Genomic DNA, 18,973 nt, shown 5'->3' with positions numbered 1-18,973 from the left:
TTTTTATGATGTATCAAATGATTTATGATATAGCAAATGAATTAATTCCTCTTTACCTTTTTTCTTCTGCTTCTGCGCCTTTGTTGTTTCCGGCGGCTGTAACGTTGCCATCTTTTATATATCATCCAGCCGCTCATCAAAGCAACGACGACAAAGATAAGAATAGTGATACCCACTCCTAAATTATCCCCCTTAATACGCGACCAGATATCAAGAACTTCTTTTGTCTTATCGCCGAAGTCACGAATCATAGCGCATCGTTCCACTACTTTGCGGTCGGGATATTGTATCTTGTCAATCTGTATGCTATCGGTACCCGGTCCGAAGAAATAACTTAAATCGGAAAAATAGGTAAGTGTCGTGTCTATCTTCTCTTCCAGAATCTCCGGAGTAGCGATAGAACTTACATATCCGCAGAAATCCATATTTCTCAGAGCAATGTCCGGACGACACATGAAATTGATAAAATAGCTAGCTGCTTCCGGATTCCTTGCATATTTCGGAATCACCCAACCGTCATACCATATATTACTTCCTTCCTTCGGAACTTCATAATCCAAGTCCACACCTACTGCATCGGCTTCTTCAATCGCCCATATTGCGTCACCACTCCAAGTCATATTCAGCCAAGCCTTGTTCTTCGTCATCATCTCCTTGCCGAAATCGGCTTCCCAGCCTGCTATATTCGGTTTCAGGGCTTTCAGATATTTTTCCGCAAGCTCCATAGCCTGTGGAGAATAGTTGTTCATCAGTTCTTCCACTGTCACACTCCCCGCTTCCAGTTCCTTGGCGTGCGCATAAATGATAGCCGTACCGTAAGCGTCGCGGTAACTATCCTTCATAAGGATTTTGCCGGCATACCTCTTATTCCAAAGACAATCCCAGGATGCTGCAACCGAATCGGGAACATAAGCCCGGTTATAAAGAAGTCCCGCAGTTCCCCACATATAGCATACCGCATAACGGCTGGCTTCTTCACCCGGCTGGCTCAATTTATTAATCTGCTCCCGTATGAACGGAGCCACATTTTTCATATAGTTGGGAGAATGGGCAAAATTCGTATCAATAGGCAGAAGCAGGCGCTTCTTCAACATACGCTCAATAATGTATTCCGAAGGGCAGACCACGTCGAAATCCTCATGTCCCTTCTCTATCTTGGTCAACATTATCTCATTAATGTCAAATGTCTGATAAACGATGCGGATATTTTCGCCTGTCTGTTCTTTATAATATGCTTGAAAATCCTCGAGCACACCATCCCCGATATAATCCGCCCAGTTATAGATTTTAAGAACCCGTTCGCGAGGCTCGCCGGAATTATAACATCCCGTCAAACTCAGCAACAACAGGATAGCAGGAATTATTCTTTTCATAATTAATAATTTTACAATGTACAAATATACCAATACAGAAAACGTACCGCCATGCAATCAGCATATCAGTGTATTGGCATATTGAATAATTATTTCTTCTTCGCTTTCCCTGCCCGGTGATTGATCACAATAAGCAACGCCAACACCACAACAAAAATAATAGCGGAAAGCGGACGAAGCTCCGGGGTTAGACCACCTTTGCGGGCATCAGCATAAATATAAGTAGAGAGCGTCTCCAGACCTTGATTACCAATGGTAAAGACAGTTACGGCAAAATCATCAATGGATAGAGTCAATGCAAGCATAAAACCACTAATCATTCCCGGACGAATCTCCGGAACAATAACTTTCCACAAAGCTTGCATGGGAGTCGCTCCCAAGTCAAGAGCGGCCTCATAAATATTCGGATTCATCTGCTTCAAACGAGGCAGAACGCTCAAAACAACGTATGGCGTACAAAAAGTAATATGAGCAAGCACTACGGTTGTGTATCCTTGTGTGATTCCTAAAGAAACAAACAAAAGGAAAAGCGAAATACCCGTGATGATATCTCCGTTCAGAATAGGAATACTATTCACAAAACTAATCGCTTTACGCGAACGGGATTTCAGATTAAAGATGCCGATAGCAGCCACACTACCCAGCAAAGTAGATGCCGTTGCAGCCAGCAGAGCAATAGTAATCGTGTTAATCAATGCATTCATCAAAGAATGATGCGTGCCTGTAGTGAAAAGCGAAGTATAAAGTTTTGTGGAGAAACCAGTCCAGTTGCCCAGCACTTTCGCTTCGGTGAAAGAATAGATGACGATAATCACGATAGGAGAATAAAGCAACAATAGCAATATCCACAAGTAAGCCTGCGCAAATATTTTCTTTACCATAGCCCGCCTCCTTCGTTCGAATTGTCCTTATCGTCTGTGCTAAACAAAGAAGTAGCAGCAATCAGCAGCAACATAATAAGCGAAAGTGCCGCTCCATAGTTCCACATGCTGTTATTGATATTTTCCTGAATCGTTGTACCAAAGAGTTTGATGTTATTCATCGTCAGCAACTCGGCAATGGCAAATGTCGATATAGTCGGCATGAACACCATCATAATTCCACTCATCACACCCGGCATGGAAAGCGGAAGGACTGCTTTCAGAAAGACTTGCAGCGGATTGGCTCCCAAATCTTGTGCAGCTTCAATATAACTATGATCCATCTTCTGCAACGTGTTGTAAATAGGATAAATCATAAAGGGGATAAAGTTGTATACCATACCGAATATCAATGCTCCCTCGCCCAACGGTACACTAAAAAAGTCGAACAAGGCAACCGTAGCAAGGGTACGCACAAGAATATTTACCCACATCGGCAGGATAAACAGTACGACCATCGTCTTGGAACGGTTCAGCTTACTGTTACTCAATATCCATGCTGCAGGATAACCCAGCAAAATACAAACAAGGGTGGTAATGATAGCAATACCGATAGAATATACAAAGGTATTGATTGCTTCAGGATGTTCGAAGAACTTCTGAAAATTGGCGAGTGTCAAATGACCGCTATCATCGGTAAAGGCATATACGACAATTAAAAACAGCGGTATAATCACAAAGATCGCCGAAAAAATAATGTAAGGGAGAGTCCAACTCTTACGTGATGACAAAAAGACTATAAACTTCTTATTCACTTCCTTTCCTGTTAATCGGTTATTTTAATTATACGAATGGCATCTGGAGGGATGGTAATACCTACACGGTCTCCGTCGTCCCATACATCGTTCGTATCTACAAATACATTCTCGTCCCAGTCTGACAATACGGTCAGATGATAATGGTCGCCCTTGTAAAGGATGAATTTCACCTCACCTGTGAGCGTTCCGTCTTCTTCATTATCCTGAAGAATCACTTTTTCAAAGTCTATCTCCACTTTGACATTCGTATCGGCAGCTATATCTTCCACCGGAGTACATTCAAAGTTACAGCCCAGGAATTCCACATGAGTGGCATCCAGCAATTTTCCTTCAAACGTATTGCAGATACGCTCTTTCTTCATGATGTGAATATCAAACGGCTTCACCACCAGTCCGACTTCCGCTCCTACTTCAAAATGATGGTAATCCTGCACCAGGAATTCATATCCGCCGCACATCACCGTCATTTCATAATGCACACCTTTGAAAATAGAAGTCTCTACCACGCCTACCAACTGCGCCATATCCGAAACGGGGAAAATATAAAGATCTTCCGGACGGATGACTACGTCTACCGGAACATTTTCACCAAATCCTTCATCCACACATTCAAACTCCGTGCCGCAGAAGCGTACCAGCTTATCATGAATCATGGTACCATTGAGGATATTGCTTTCTCCGATAAAGTCGGCAACAAAAGCGTTGATGGGTTCATTATAAATATCAATCGGTGTACCGATCTGCTGAATCTTTCCTTCACTCATCACAACAATCGTATCGCTCAACGTCAATGCCTCTTCCTGATCGTGAGTGACGTAAACAAACGTTATACCCAAAGATTTATGCATTTCTTTGAGCTCCATTTGCATATCCTTACGCATTTTCAGGTCGAGCGCTGCCAGCGGCTCATCCAATAGCAACACTTCCGGCTCATTCACAATGGCACGGGCAATGGCTACACGTTGTTGCTGACCACCGGAAAGAGAATCCACATCGCGGTATTCATAATCTGTCATACCTACCATCTTTAAAGCAGCTTTCACTTTCTTCTCAATGGTTTGTTTCGGTGTCTTTTTCAGTTTCAGGCCGAAAGCAATGTTATCATATACATTCAAGTGCGGGAATAAGGCATATTTCTGAAATACCGTATTCACGGGACGCTTGTGGGGAGGGGTTTGTGTTATTTCCATCCCCGAAATTCGGATCTCGCCTTCCGAAGCCGTCTGAAAACCGGCAATGAGACGCAACAACGTGGTTTTACCGCAACCGGAAGGACCAAGTATAGTGACAAACTCGCCCTTTTTCACGTTTAGAGTCACATCATCCAATGCTGTTTTATCGCCAAAATACTTCGATACATGGCTCACCTCAATGATGGATTTATCTTCTTGCATATTCATACTAAAGTTTGGGCTGCAAAGGTACACATTTCTGCGGTTTTCACCTAGGTGTTAATCTAATATAACAGTGTTTTTCGATGCCCGACAGAAAAAAAATCTATCTTTGCATAAATATTTATTCACTAATTTTACAAAAGCATGAAAAAGTTAACTTATTTAGTTATTGCAACGGCAGCGTTAGGCATGGTAGCTTGTACGGGCGGAAACAAAGCCGGATACGTTGTCACAGGTACGGTAGAAGGTGCAAGCGATGGTGACACCGTTTATCTTCAGGAAGCTACTGGCAGAAATTTGACCAAACTAGATACAGCCGTTATCACCAAAGGTACTTTTACCTTTGAAGGTACACAAGATTCTGTGGTTAGCCGCTATGTCACTTGCGAAGTGAACGGAGAGCCATTGATGATTGATTTCTTCCTCGAAAACGGAAAAATCAACGTTGCCCTGACCAAGGACAACGACGCTGTAACCGGTACTCCTAACAATGATGCATACCAGGAAATCAGAGCTCAAATCAATGACATCAGCAAGAAAATGAATACCATTTATGAAGCAATGGGCGACACTTCTTTAAGTGATGAGCAGAAAGAAGCCAAACAAAAAGAGGGTGCCCAGCTGGAAGAACAGTATGACAAAGTAATCAAAGAAGGTGTTAAAAAGAACATCACCAATCCGGTTGGGGTATTCTTGTTTAAACAAACGTTCTACAATAACTCTACTGACGAAAATGAAGCTTTGTTGCAACAAATTCCTGCGAATTTCCAGAATGACGAAACAATCGTAAGAATCAAAGAGATGACCGACAAGCAGAAAAAGACTGCCGTAGGTACTCAATTTGTTGATTTCGAAATGCAGACTCCGGAAGGAAAGGCTGTGAAGTTGTCTGACTACGTTGGTAAAGGTAAAGTGGTATTGGTTGACTTCTGGGCTAGCTGGTGCGGTCCTTGCCGTCGCGAAATGCCTAATCTGGTAGAAACTTACGCTAAGTATAAAGGTAAGAACTTCGAAATTGTAGGCGTATCTCTCGACCAGGATGGAGCTGCATGGAAAGAAGCAATCAAGAAGATGAATATGACTTGGCCACAAATGTCCGACCTGAAATTCTGGCAAAGTGAAGGTGCACAGCTTTATGCAGTAAACAGTATTCCTCACACTGTATTGATCGATGGCAGTGGTAAAATTATCGCTCGCGGTTTGCATGGAGAAGAACTTCAGGCTAAAATTGCAGAAGCTGTAAAATAACAGATCGAAAGAGAAGGTTTTTCAAAGGCTTTAAAGTTCAAACAAGGGGCTGTTCGAAAAGCCTTGATCCTATAAACTACGACATGTTGCAGTAAGCGTGATTTTTCTTTTTAGAGACTTTTCAGATGGTTTCTTGCTTATTAAAAACTTCACAAGTCAGCAACCAAACAGATAAAATTCAGCCCCTGTAATTCTCGAAAGAACACAGGGGCTGAATCTATATATGAAAGTAAGGGAGAAGGACTCCCCTACTTTTATTTCAAACAAATTAGATAAACCAACGTACGTAGCAGAAGTCTTGACGGTGTGGAAGCTCCGGATTCTTCGGGAACATACGGTAAGACACCTTGAAGCTACCTGCATTTGACAAGCTGTGTTTAACTTGGAATGTATACAAGTTACCTTCTTTCTTGATGACACTAAACGGTTCTACAGAGTAAACATGTTGTTTGCCGTCTGCAGTTGTGTAAGTAGTAACCAATTCAAGTCCCACTGCATCATTCAAGCCTTTTTCATCGATCACGTAAGTAATAGTATATTCTTTTCCGCTTTCGATGTCACCGTTCTTCAGGTCTTCTACCTTGTCGCAAGATACGATTTCAATAGCATCCCATTTAGCAACCACATCTTCTTTCCAAGCTGCGATTTCTTTTGCTTTCGCATTATCATTAGCAGCCAAAGTCTGGAAGCGTTTCGCCAGTTTGCAATAGAATTTGCTATAGTAATCATCCAACTGACGCTTCATTGTATAATGAGGAGCGATCTGTGCGATAGAATTCTTCACCACTTTGATCCAGCCTTCAGAATATCCTTTCTTATTACGTGCATAATACAACGGCAAGATTTCAGTTTCAAGAATACTGTAAATAGTAGCAGCATCCAACTGATCCTGATGTTCCTGGTTCTGATAAGTACGTTTTTCTGTCAACGCCCAACCTGCACCTTCACGGTAACCTTCCAGCCACCATCCGTCTAATACAGAGAAGTTAACAACACCGTTCATCAAAGCCTTTTCGCCCGATGTACCAGATGCTTCCAACGGACGAGTCGGAGTATTCAACCAGATATCAACGCCTGAAACCAGACGACGAGCCAATTGCATATCATAATTTTCAAGGAAGATAATCTTACCCAGGAATTCCGGACGGCGAGAGATCTCGATAATACGCTTAATCAAACCCTGACCTGCACCATCGTGCGGGTGAGCTTTACCTGTAAACAGGAATTGTACCGGGTAATCAGGATTATTCACAATCTTAGAAAGACGATCCAAGTCGGTGAACAACAAGTGTGCACGTTTGTAAGTAGCAAAACGACGGCCGAAACCAATCAGCAATGCATTCGGATTAATCTTATCCATCAGTGAAACGATACGGGAAGGATCTCCCTGGTTCTTCAACCATGTATCGCGGAATGACTTACGGATATAGTCAACCAACTTATTCTTCATAGTCATACGAGTCTTCCAAATCTCCTCATCGGGCACATTGTAGATAGCTTCCCAAATCTTAGGATTAGATTGATCGAACCAGAAGTTTTCGTTGAAATATTTAAAGTACAGTTCTTTCCATTCAGTTGCACTCCAAGTCGGGAAGTGAACACCATTCGTTACATATCCTACATGGCTTTCTTCCGGGAAATAACCTTTCCAGATAGAAGAGAACATTTCTTGAGAAACCTTTCCGTGCAGCCAGCTCACACCGTTCACTTCCTGTGAAGTGTTACAAGCAAAAACAGACATACAGAAACGTTCGCCCTTGTCACCCGGATTGTTACGTCCGAGATCCATCAAGTCATCCCAAGTGATACCCATTCTGGAAGGATAACCACCCATATATTTGCCAAACAAGCCTTCATCAAAATAGTCGTGACCTGCAGGAACCGGAGTATGAACAGTGTAAAGAGAAGAAGCACGAACCAACTCGATAGCTTGATCGAAAGTCAATCCTGTAGCTACATAGTCACAGATACGCTGAACATTGATTAATGCAGCATGTCCTTCATTACAGTGATAAACATCTTTCTTGATGCCCAGTGCTTTCAAAGTCAGGATACCACCGATACCCAACAAGATTTCTTGTTTCAAACGGTTTTCCCAGTCGCCGCCATAAAGCTGGTGAGTGATAGGACGGTCGAATTCGCTGTTCATTTCATTATCCGTATCAAGCAGATACAAAGAAATACGTCCAACGTTTACACGCCATACGTTTGCATGAACAAAATAATCAAGATAAGGAACGTCAACTATCAACGGCTGACCATTGGCATCCATTACACGTTCAATAGGAAGTTGACCGAAGTTTTGTGCTTCGTAGTTGGCAATCTGCTGTCCATCCATAGACAACGTTTGAGTAAAGTAGCCGTAACGATACAAAAAGCCTACCGCACACAAATCAACATTGCTGTCGGAAGCCTCTTTCAGATAGTCACCAGCCAATACACCCAGACCACCGGAATATATTTTCAGGACGCTGCTCAAGCCATATTCCATACTGAAATAAGCGATAGATGGGCGTTGCTCATCCGGCTTCACATCCATGTAATCTCTGAATTTCGTATAAACTTCATTCATTCTTCTTAGAATCACCTTGTCTTTTGCCAGCGCTTCCAGCTTTTCATAGCTCATACGTTCCAACAACAGTACTGGATTCTGTCCACATTCTTTCCAAAGTTCCGGATCTAGATCTCTAAACAGTTCAGTCGCTTCAAAATTCCATGCCCACCAAATGTTGCGTGCGATTTCAGACAACTTCTCCAACTCTTCCGGTATACGTGATTTCACAGTAACCTCTTTCCAGTTGGGAGTATTCACATTACTAACTTTGATTTTCATAATGTTTTCGTTTACTTATTGATAAATAATTTCTTTCTTAACTCAACTGACGTATCCTTGCCTTACGCAAAGCGATATCATAAGCTTCATAATAATATTGTATAAAGTGCTTCCATAAAGCCTGCTCTGCAACTTCAGCAGCACGCTTACGGATTTCCTTCACCTCTTTATCAGTCTTATCCGCAAACAACGTAATCGTATCTTTGATACCATCCGCCACTTCCGAATAATTATAGTCCGAACGATGCAGCACTTCCACTCCATCATTAATGCCATGCTGGTTCTTCAGGCTGTTTACCCAAAGTCCGAATCCTGCCAGATCCGTAGTGATTGTCGGCACATGGAAAGCTACACTTTCCAGCGGAGTATATCCCCACGGTTCGTAATAAGAAGCATAGACACTCAAATCCTGCCCCAGCAATATATCATAATATTCTTTATTCATGATACCATCACGACCATCCAGATAACAAGGAACAAAAATCACCTTTACCTTATCTTCCGGACGATTGCCCATTCCCAGATATTTCAACATGTCCAACACCTGGTCATGAGTCATATTATGCAGCCAATGAGTGATAAACGGTACTTCGAGGGGAGTGTCGAACTTATCTTTGCTTTTCAAACGTCCCTGCAAATCCTCACGGGGGTCTCCTACCCAACCGGGTACATTGATGAATGCCAAAACATTCTTATGCAAATTCTTATCCCTGTTCAAGCGGTTTAATGATTCCAAAAAGACATCAATACCTTTATTCTTAAACTCATATCGTCCACTGGTTCCGACAATTAACGTATCATCACCCAGATTTGTTCCCAATAATTTATTCGCTACATTGAGCATCAAGGCACGCGCACGTTTACGTTTTCCGGTAAATGTGCTTCCTTTCGGTACAAAATCATCTTCAAAACCGTTCATCAGAACAACATCTGCCGGTTTATCCAGTAATTCCTTACACTCATTATTGGTTATTTCGCTCACCGTCGTAAAACAGTCTACGTAATGTGCAGTCTGTTTTTCAATCGAGTGTTTCGATTGCATGTTCAGTTCTTGCGCCATCTGGTCACCATTATAAGCAAACAGATAGTCGTACAACGGTTTATGATTACCGGCAATAGAACGACCGATAGAAGTAGCATGGGTCGTAAAAATAGTAGCCACCTCCGGCACAGCTTCCTGTACATAAAGTGCTCCCATTCCAGTCATCCATTCATGCGCCTGATATACCACCTTATCCGTTTCTGTCAGGTTGTAGCGATAGAAACTCTCTACCACTCTTCCCGCAGCGTATGAAAACATAGAAGCTTCGTCGTAATCGCCATAAGCGTGCAACGAATCTACTTGATAACGATTCCACATTTCTGTGTATATATCGTCTTTCTTTTCAAAAAAAGGTTGGAAATCAACAAGAATGACTATGGGTTCACCGGGGATATTCCATCGTCCTATACGGACAGAAAGTTCGTCTTTCTCAAGTGCATGCTTTTTCCAGGCAGCACATAGGTTATCCGACTCGATGAATAGAGGGTTTTCTTTTCCTTGCCATACATCAGGACCTATGAAGAAAATTCTGTCGCGGAACTTTTCCTGCAATGTATTTGCCCGTGTCGACAAGACGGTGTATATTCCTCCCACTTTATTACATACTTCCCAGCTGGACTCGAAGATATAATCGGGGGTTAATAAATCTTTTACCATATAATATATTAAAACTCTTTTTAGTATGCGAGTGCAAAAGTACACATTATTCTTTGAAAAATAATACTTTATGCGAAAAATATGAGTTAAGAAGAGGAAAGAAACGTTGCCCTATAATGAAAAAAGAATATCCCCTTGCACATGCAAAGCTGCATGTACAAAGGGATTGAAACTCCTTTATAGGAAATATTCTTGCTAAAAATTATGCAACGAGTGCACTACCGATCAAGAAGGTTGCAGCCAAAGCAACGATTGCATAAAGCTCGGGGAATACGGCAAGAATCAACGTATTACTAAATACATTGTGTCCCTGTCCGATAGCTGCAATACCGTTTGCACAAACTTGTCCCTGACGGATAGCGGAGAATAAGGCAACCAATCCTAAAGCAATACCTGCACCAAGAACTGCTGATGCCTGGATAGCTGTAATTTCAGGAGTCAAAATGCTGAAGATAGTCTGAAACATGAAATAACCGGCAAAACCATAAAGCCCCTGTGTACCCGGAAGGGCTGTCAATACCAGGAAGTTACCGAATGCACTATCATTCTTCTTCAATGCTCCGATGGCAGCATTACCTGCAATAGTTACTCCGTAAGCACTACCGATGCCAGACAAACCAACCATAATCGCGATGCCAATGTAGGCGATAAACAAATTCATTTCCATAATCTTATTCTATTTTTTATTGTTTAATTCTTAAAATATTAATTCTCTATTTCTAATTTTTAATCTTCAGTTTTTTCAATTTCTGAACGGTTTGTACTCTTTACCGCCTCCTTCATATCCGGAGTTCTTGAAGAACTCAACGAACGTCAGACGCATTGGGTGAACCATTGCACCCAGCACATTCATGAAAATATTGATTGCATGACCGATCACGAAAATCAGCACCATTACAATCGGGCCTGCTATTACATTATCCGGACTCATACCTACTGCCAGACTGTTGAACACTCCCGCCAGAATACCTCCGGAAAGTCCGAGGGCAAACAGACGAACGTAGGACAAAACATCTCCAAGCAAACCAGTAACCATGTTGTATGAATCCCACAATCCCAATCCGATATTCAGGAATATGTTCTTTCCCGGACTGTTATAAAGGAAAATCATAGCAGCTGAAACACCCAGGATTATCAAGTGCACCGTGCTTCCCATCGGCATTACGTCCGGTAACAAAGCTGAAACTGCCATTGAAACCAGCAGGATGATCCATCCGATAGTTGCCACTGCATATTTGAAACCAAACTGAATCGTCTGATTCACAGCTTTCAGCACCATACCGAATAAAATCTGGATAGCTCCCAATATCAACGATAATTGGAACATATCATTATTATCCATCATGACAGCATGTTTCAAACGTTGAACAATCGGCCAATCCAAATTGTAAATATTCGCTCCGAAGAACGTACCAGTCAGCAAACCGCAGAAGAACGTTGATACCGCCAATACCTGTATCAATGAGATGATTGACTTCATTGACGGGGTTACTTTCTTCGCCATCAACCGATAGGCCGTAGCTCCCAGGAACAGGAACAAACCATATCCGGAATCTCCCAGACAAAGTCCGAAAAAGACCATAAAGAATGGAGCAAAGAACGGCGTCAAGTCCAACTCATTATACTTCGGAAGCATATACAGCTTACAGATCGGTTCGAACCAAGCAAAGAATCCTTTATTATTCAATCGAATAGGAACATTATCGCCCGGCATCGGATCGGTAATCTCATAATATACATGTGCGTCATTCAGATAGGCCTCTATCTCCACTTGGCTGAATGCAGGCGCCCATCCTTCAATCAACATCAGTTTGTCACCGGCAGTCTGTTCGGAACTTAACACAACTTTAGAAAATTCAATCTGGCTTTGCAACTCTTTCAGAGCAGCCTTCAATGAAGGAATATCCGTTTCGGAAAGCGCAACCAGTTTCTTTTCATTCTCTTCAACTGCCTGTTCTGTTGTATTGTAAAGCGTTTCAAGATGTGCCAAAGAGTATGCAGGTAATTTAGCCTGCTCCACATCCAAGTCCACTTCCTCTCCGCCTTTCGTTACAGTCACGAAGAATACTTTAGAAGAAATGCGGTTCACAATCATTGCATTGTATTCCGTTTCCCACTCTTCTTTGTAATTTCCTTCCGAACAGCTATAGAAACCGATTACATAACCGGCATCTTTCAGCTTCTGAACATTTGCCGGTTCAAAGTTGCCCCAGGCTTCCAGAGCTTCTTTTTCTTTGGCATAGCTTTGCAACTGCTGCGACAACTTTCCATGCTCTGTCTGTAAAGCATCCACTTCGTCCAGCACTTGCATTCCACGGGCAGCCGTTCCTCCTTCCGTAGCAATCACGGCATTCTTTTCATGCTTCTGGTTCTGAAGCAACTTCAAGGTAGCCGCCAAACGGTTGGAAAGACGAATATTATCCTGCAACTCCGTGTTATCGGCAGCCCCCTGTTGTTTCTCCACAATGTGGACTACACCAAGCTCCCGCAGACTGTTCAGGAATTCTTCATATTCTTTGTGATACACCAGAAAGGTGAGTTTCTTCATTTTTGTAATCATGCCTCTACCTCCTTCCTTTTTTCTTGATGGGACTTCATGATCTTTTGCGAAGATTTCGACAGGTTTTCTTCATCTTCCATAAATCGCTTGATCTTTCGCAATGCATCCTGATAGCCCGGTATCTGCACCTTCTCAAAAAGGTTCACCTTTTGAGTGGTCTTTTTCCTTGCATGTTCTAACAAGTTCAGCTTGGCGAGCATAAATTCACGTTCAATTGCCGTATGAGCCAGCTCTTCCAACAGGTGGATACCGTCGGCATACCACTTGGGAGCATTAAACATACTGTACGGACGTATCTCGAATTCTACATTCTCGAGCAACGGTACGCGCACACCCGCAATCTTTTTCACGCCAAGATGAACATCATTCACCTTTATTAATGAAGCGTCAAACTCATTCCAAAGGGCGAACATGGCTTCATAGGCTTGAATTTGTTGTTCGAGCCTATCCTCCAGATCGGCAGCTTCCGTTTTACAGCGTTTCACTTCCATGCGGAGGGCGCTTTCCTTATTCTTAATGATAGGAAGCGTACGCACCCGCACTTTCAGTTGCTTTTCGAGCTGCTGAAGAGAGGTTTTGTTATATTGAAACTTTATAGCCATCTCGTTGATTTACTAATTTAACAATTTACGACCAGACGATTGAAATTACTTCTTATAAACATATATAATCCGTCCACTATCATCCTAATAGCAAATCGTCTAATTGTCTAATTATTTTGTTTCGGCCAGTATTGATCCACCAAGTCTTTCTTGATATTCACTTCTTCCGGACGGAAATATTTACCGAACAAGCCCCAGGCAACGTCCAGCATTTCAGTAGTATCAAGATTGACATCAATAGCCAACAACTGATTGGAATAGTCCTTCGCAAAAGCCAACGTACGTTCGTCGTAGTTGGTCAGGTCGAAACCATTTTCCATCTTCGTCTTAGCGTTAGCGGCATCGGCATACAGACGTACAGCGGCATTCATCACTTGCGGATGGTCCTTACGTGTCTTCTTACCGGTTACCAGCTGTTTCAAACGGGACAATGAACGGAACGGGTCAACAATTACCTTACCGATATCACTATCACGACGCAGGAACAACTGACCTTCAGTGATGTAACCCGTATTATCAGGTACAGCATGCGTAATATCTCCACCAGACAAAGTAGTCACCGCAATAATAGTGATTGAACCACCGGAAGGGAACTGCACCGCCTTTTCGTAAATCTTTGCCAAATCCGAATAAAGCGATCCCGGCATAGAGTCTTTCGAAGGAATCTGGTCCATACGGTTAGATACGATTGCCAACGCATCCGCATAGCTCGTCATATCCGTCAATAGCACCAGCACTTTCTCATTATTATTTACTGCAAAATACTCTGCAGCAGTCAATGCCATGTCCGGAATCAACAAACGTTCTACCGGAGGATTTTCGGTCGTATTCATGAAACTCACGATACGGTCCAGCGCACCTGCATTAGAGAACACATTCTTAAAGTACAGGTAGTCGTCATTCGTCATACCCATACCTCCGAGGATAATCTTATCCGTTTCAGCACGTAAGGCTACATTTGCCATTACCTGATTAAAAGGCTGGTCGGGGTCGGCAAAGAACGGAATCTTCTGACCCGATACCAGTGTATTGTTCAAGTCGATACCGGCAATACCCGTTGCAATCAGTTCCGACGGCTGTTTACGTCGAACCGGGTTCACAGACGGACCGCCAATTTCCACTTCCTGTCCTTCAATGTCCGGACCTCCATCAATCGGATCACCGAAAGCGTTGAAGAAACGTCCGGCCAGCTGCTCACTCACTTTCAATGTAGGCGATTTGCCGAGGAATACTACTTCGGCATTGGTCGGAATACCCTCCGTACCTTCAAATACCTGCAAAGTGACATCGTCACCGGCAATCTTAACCACCTGTGCCAGTTTACCGTCCACAGTGGCAAGCTCGTCATACCCTACTCCTGTCGCTTTCAGCGAACAAGTAGCCTTGGTAATCTGAGTAATCTTGGTATATATCTTTTGAAAAGCTTTTGTTGCCATCTTTGATAATTAAAATTATAAATTAAAGATTATGAATTGACACTTCTTTCGGCAATCAATTCCTTCAGTTGTTTCTGGAATCCTTCATACTGTTCCGATTTGAACTTCGAGTAGTTCATCTGCTTACAGACATTAATCATCTTCTTGAAGTAATCCATTACTTCGTTGAAGTTATCAAAGTCAAATTCCGTATGACAGATGTCGATTATCATGTTCAGAATATCTTCCTGACGTTCCATCGGAGTTACCGCATCAATTTCATCAAAAGCATCCTGTTGCAGAATAACAAAGTCAATCAATTCTGATTTCCAGAAAATCACATGATATTCTACCGGTACACCATCATCACCGAGGATATTGATCTGTTCGGCAATTTCCTTACCGCGCTGTAAACGGGTTTTCAGTTCGTTTACCTTTCCAATCCATTCATCGTTGATATGACCTTTGATATACTCCTCAAATTCCGGGTATTCGATATATTTTGAATAAGAATCAATCGGATTCACTGCCGGATAACGTTTCTTATCCGCACGATCCTGTTCCAAAGCATAAAAACAACGGGCTACTTTCTTCGTATTTTCAGTCACCGGCTCCTTCAAGTTACCACCCGCAGGAGATACCGTACCGATAAACGTAATAGAACCCGTTTCGTCATTACTTAGTTTTACATATCCCGCACGACCGTAGAAGTTGGAGATAATAGCCGAAATATCCATCGGGAAAGCATCCGGCCCAGGCAATTCTTCCATACGGTTGGACATCTCACGCAAAGCCTGTGCCCAACGGGAAGTAGAATCTGCCATCAACAAGACTTTCAATCCCATGGAACGGTAATATTCCGCCAGTGTCATTGCTGTATATACAGATGCTTCACGGGCAGCTACCGGCATGTTGGAAGTATTCGCAATGATGATAGTACGTTCCATCAACTTACGTCCCGTATGCGGGTCTACCAGTTCGGGGAACTCGGTAAAGATTTCCACCACCTCATTGGCACGTTCACCACAAGCCGCAATGATAACGATATCCGCTTCCGCCTGTTTAGAGATAGCGTGCTGAAGCACTGTTTTACCAGTACCGAACGGACCGGGGATAAATCCTGTACCACCTTCCACAATCGGATTCAGCGTATCAATCACACGTACACCAGTCTCCAATAATTTGAAAGGACGCGGTTTCTCCTTATAATTCGTCATCGCACGTTTCACGGGCCATCTCTGAATCATAGTCACAGGAATATCATTTCCTTCTTCGTCTGTCAGGATGGCAATTGTATCTTCTATCTTATAATCACCTTCCGGCATGATTGTTTTTACGGTAGCCGTTCCTTTCATAGTGAACGGGGCCATAATTTTCAGCGGCTGGAAGTTTTCATCCACCTGTCCCAACCATGCAGAAGCCTGCACTTTGTCACCTACATTCGCTAAGGGTACGAAGTGCCATACACGTTCTTTATCCAACGGATATGTATATTGTCCTCTTTTCAGGAAAACTCCATCCATCTTGTCGAGGTCATTTTGCAGACCATCATAGTTTTTCGATAGCATACCCGGGCCTAATGTCACCTCAAGCATGTGTCCTGTAAATTCGGCTTCGGCGCCCACTTTCAGTCCACGTGTGCTTTCAAACACCTGGACATATACATGTGAACCTACAACCTTAATCACCTCCGCCATCAACTTATCACCACCGGTCGAGATATAACAAATCTCATTCTGAGCTACCGGTCCGTCAACGACGAGGGTCACCATGTTGGCAATAACGCCACTAACAGTTCCTTTTGTTGCCATATATTTTTTTTATTTTATTATCTGAATTCTGCAGGAATCTGCACTTCGTTCTTCAGCGATTCGATAATGCTTCTGAACAACTGATTACCTCTTTCCTTATCCAGTGAAATCCACCGTTCAATCATTTCCAGCTTCAGCAGGAAAGCGAAAATACGTTCGATAGTGAAATAGTCGAAGAAAATAGCATCCTCCATCCAATTCCACCGCAAAGCATCCAACTTCTTCTCACGCTCCACCAGTTCTGTAATCTCACTGATTTTCACTAATGATTCAAACACATCCACCTCACCGGACAATCCGAAATCGCGGGCACTCGATGTACGCAATGCTTCGCATACTTCCGTATTTCCCACAACGTTGGAAGCAATATCCCATTTGAATTTACGGCTAGTAAATGCAACAAGAATATTATTGATGTTCAGGTTGAATTCAAACCAGGCAGAAACGAACTTATTCCCACAGTTCATCGCATACTCATAATATAGAGCAGCCAGATGATCCTCGTGTAAAACCGTACTTTCAGCCGGAGTATTCAGATAATCAGTAATAAAAGTGGATAGATAGACCGGAAATTCTTTAGGACTGATTTCTCCGCCTTCTCTCAGAATAGAAATATATTCAGAGAGTTCGTCAGCAGAGTAGTTTCCCCGTTTGTCGATTTCCGCTTCTTTATCTTTGAGAAGTTTCAGCACATTTGCATTATCAAACTTCAGATAAAACAAGTCAATCAACTTCTGGTCTGAAGCAGACAATCCATCGTAGATTTCAGTTTTAAAATCGGCTACTGTATAGCTCAGTTTGCTGTCTTCCAGCGAAAGTTCCGGCAAACCTGCTACCAAGTAATAGTACTTACTACTCATAGTCGCTTCTTTTAAAATAGCATTTCTACTAATTGAGGACGCAAGAACGCTTTGAAGTAATTCATGAATTCTTCTTCTCCGAAGTTCACCTTATACGAACCGTCCGCCGGAGAAACAGTGAACAGAGTTTTGATACCATTTACTTGCTGAATGGTCACCCCCTTGTCTAATAAAGCTTTTGCATGAGCTGCAAAATACTTTTTCAGTGATTCCGCATCGGCTGTTGAGATGACGATAGGTTCATCTATGCTCCATTTGGATGCCAATGCTACGATAAACGCATTCAGGTAATCTTTATCCTGAGCGAAATCTTTCACGGAAGCGGTTATCAACTTATCAGTTACCATTGTAGCGATTTCTGATTTGAGCGCATTCACAGCCTGACCGGCGAATAGTTTTAACTCTGATTTAGTATTTTCTGCTAACTCATCAGCAGATTTACGAGAGGAGTTTACAATTGATTCTGCCTCTTTTCGGGCATCCTCAATGATTTTCTTAGCTTCTTCCTGAGCATTCGCGATAAGTCTCTGCGCTTCCTCGTTTCCTTTTTCCACGCCTTCACGATAAATCTTATCGGTCAACTCTTGAATTTTGTTTTCCATATTAACAGGAGTATTTAGTATTATTACTATATTAACTATGTGTCCTTTGTCAGATTCTCGCCAAATTTACAAAAATCAATTTGATAAAAAAGAGAAAGAAGAAAAGAAAAAGATTTGTTTGCAAAAAAATCACAGTCCTACACCTATTTTATTCCGCTTTTTCCCCTTTTTTATTACTAAATGACACATTTACCGAATCTTTCAAGCCGGTAAACAAATATAAGGAATCTAAAAGACATTTGGAAATATGTATATACTTAAAACGACAAACAGGATACTAATACAAGATTAAATAACAAAAGCTATCGGTATTTCACCAAATTCATAGAAAACTAAAACTTCGGGGAGATCTATTCGACAATGACTTACCGGAAGACTGAAGATTGATAATTTTCGCAAAGTACCAAATGACAGAAGCCCCTTGACTCAAAATGAATCAAGGGGCTTCTTAAAAACGGCGGCTACCTACTCTCCCACTGTTACGCAGTACCATCGGCGTGACGAGGCTTAACTTCTCTGTTCGGAATGGGAAGAGGTGGAACCCTCGTGCTATAACCACCTGAATAAGGTTATGAAATGATGAAAAGTAAAATCATAGTGTCTAGCAAGCTAAACGTATATACCCAACCGGTACATGTCCGAAAGAAAGTGAACGGGCAATTAGTAATGCTCGGCTTTGATGTTACCACCTTTACACCTGCATCCTATCAACGTCATCGTCTTTGACGACCCTAAGAAATCTAATCTTGTGGCTGGCTTCGTACTTAGATGCTTTCAGCACTTATCCAATCCCGACTTAGATACCCAGCAATGCACCTGGCGGCACAACTGGTAAACCAGCGGTCAGTCCAACACGGTCCTCTCGTACTAGTGTCAGAGCCACGCAAAATTTCATACG

The 18,973-nt window shown here is 42.4% G+C and carries 14 protein-coding genes and 2 rRNA genes; 1 reads left to right on the top strand and 15 read right to left on the bottom strand.

Annotated features, from left to right (window positions below):
- Positions 1-41: 41 nt before the first annotated feature.
- The 4 genes from HMPREF0106_RS03235 to potA form a co-directional block, all read right to left on the bottom strand.
- Positions 42-1,373 carry an ABC transporter substrate-binding protein gene (locus HMPREF0106_RS03235; protein WP_009040975.1) on the bottom strand — a complete coding sequence of 444 codons (1,332 nt, stop codon included), beginning with the start codon at positions 1,371-1,373 and terminating at the stop codon, positions 42-44.
- Between the two features lie 89 nt (positions 1,374-1,462).
- On the bottom strand, positions 1,463-2,254 hold the full coding sequence (locus HMPREF0106_RS03240; RefSeq protein WP_008022956.1) for an ABC transporter permease: 792 nt from the start codon (positions 2,252-2,254) through the stop codon (positions 1,463-1,465).
- Positions 2,248-3,048, bottom strand: coding sequence for an ABC transporter permease (locus HMPREF0106_RS03245; RefSeq protein WP_004316765.1), 801 nt, complete (start codon positions 3,046-3,048; stop codon positions 2,248-2,250). The genes HMPREF0106_RS03240 and HMPREF0106_RS03245 overlap by 7 nt, the downstream gene beginning before the upstream one ends.
- An 11-nt stretch (positions 3,049-3,059) precedes the next feature.
- A complete protein-coding gene (gene potA, locus HMPREF0106_RS03250; RefSeq protein WP_009040974.1) occupies positions 3,060-4,451 on the bottom strand; it encodes a polyamine ABC transporter ATP-binding protein in 1,392 nt (463 codons plus the stop codon).
- Positions 4,452-4,589: 138 nt separating this feature from the next.
- Between potA and HMPREF0106_RS03255 the strand changes: the two genes are divergently transcribed.
- On the top strand, positions 4,590-5,693 hold the full coding sequence (locus HMPREF0106_RS03255; protein ID WP_009040973.1) for a TlpA disulfide reductase family protein: 1,104 nt from the start codon (positions 4,590-4,592) through the stop codon (positions 5,691-5,693).
- A 268-nt stretch (positions 5,694-5,961) separates the two neighbouring features.
- On the opposite strand, the gene HMPREF0106_RS03260 is transcribed toward HMPREF0106_RS03255, so the two are convergent.
- The 11 genes from HMPREF0106_RS03260 to HMPREF0106_RS0125195 all read right to left on the bottom strand — a co-directional run.
- Positions 5,962-8,526, bottom strand: coding sequence for a glycosyltransferase family 1 protein (locus HMPREF0106_RS03260; RefSeq protein WP_009040972.1), 2,565 nt, complete (start codon positions 8,524-8,526; stop codon positions 5,962-5,964).
- A gap of 37 nt (positions 8,527-8,563) precedes the next feature.
- Positions 8,564-10,225 (bottom strand): glycogen/starch synthase, encoded by a 1,662-nt coding sequence (locus HMPREF0106_RS03265; protein ID WP_032851621.1) that lies wholly within the window; start codon positions 10,223-10,225, stop codon positions 8,564-8,566.
- A 202-nt stretch (positions 10,226-10,427) separates the two neighbouring features.
- Entirely contained in the window at positions 10,428-10,892 is a 465-nt protein-coding gene (locus HMPREF0106_RS03270) for a V-type ATP synthase subunit K (protein WP_008022961.1), read from the bottom strand.
- Between the two features lie 75 nt (positions 10,893-10,967).
- A complete protein-coding gene (locus HMPREF0106_RS03275) occupies positions 10,968-12,785 on the bottom strand; it encodes a V-type ATP synthase subunit I (protein WP_008022963.1) in 1,818 nt (605 codons plus the stop codon).
- On the bottom strand, positions 12,782-13,387 hold the full coding sequence (locus HMPREF0106_RS03280) for a V-type ATP synthase subunit D (protein ID WP_004297640.1): 606 nt from the start codon (positions 13,385-13,387) through the stop codon (positions 12,782-12,784). The genes HMPREF0106_RS03275 and HMPREF0106_RS03280 overlap by 4 nt, the downstream gene beginning before the upstream one ends.
- Positions 13,388-13,494: 107 nt before the next feature.
- Positions 13,495-14,823 (bottom strand): V-type ATP synthase subunit B, encoded by a 1,329-nt coding sequence (locus HMPREF0106_RS03285; protein WP_004297639.1) that lies wholly within the window; start codon positions 14,821-14,823, stop codon positions 13,495-13,497.
- 29 nt (positions 14,824-14,852) lie between these two features.
- Positions 14,853-16,613 (bottom strand): V-type ATP synthase subunit A, encoded by a 1,761-nt coding sequence (locus HMPREF0106_RS03290; protein ID WP_004303858.1) that lies wholly within the window; start codon positions 16,611-16,613, stop codon positions 14,853-14,855.
- 17 nt (positions 16,614-16,630) lie between these two features.
- Positions 16,631-17,473: a DUF2764 domain-containing protein gene (locus HMPREF0106_RS03295; protein ID WP_004297637.1), complete on the bottom strand. Its 843-nt coding sequence runs from the start codon at positions 17,471-17,473 to the stop codon at positions 16,631-16,633.
- Between the two features lie 11 nt (positions 17,474-17,484).
- Positions 17,485-18,075, bottom strand: a complete 591-nt coding sequence (locus tag HMPREF0106_RS03300) for a V-type ATP synthase subunit E family protein (RefSeq protein ID WP_004297635.1) — start codon at positions 18,073-18,075, stop codon at positions 17,485-17,487.
- Between the two features lie 452 nt (positions 18,076-18,527).
- Positions 18,528-18,638: ribosomal RNA gene (rrf, locus tag HMPREF0106_RS03305) — 5S ribosomal RNA — on the bottom strand.
- Positions 18,639-18,715: 77 nt separating this feature from the next.
- Positions 18,716-18,973 (bottom strand): 23S ribosomal RNA (locus HMPREF0106_RS0125195); the annotation flags it as partial.

Source organism: Bacteroides sp. D22 (assembly GCF_000163675.1).
Lineage (GTDB): Bacteria > Bacteroidota > Bacteroidia > Bacteroidales > Bacteroidaceae > Bacteroides > Bacteroides xylanisolvens.
The sequence above is the reverse complement of the archived record's forward strand: the minus strand, read 5'-3'. Positions and strand labels throughout refer to the sequence as shown.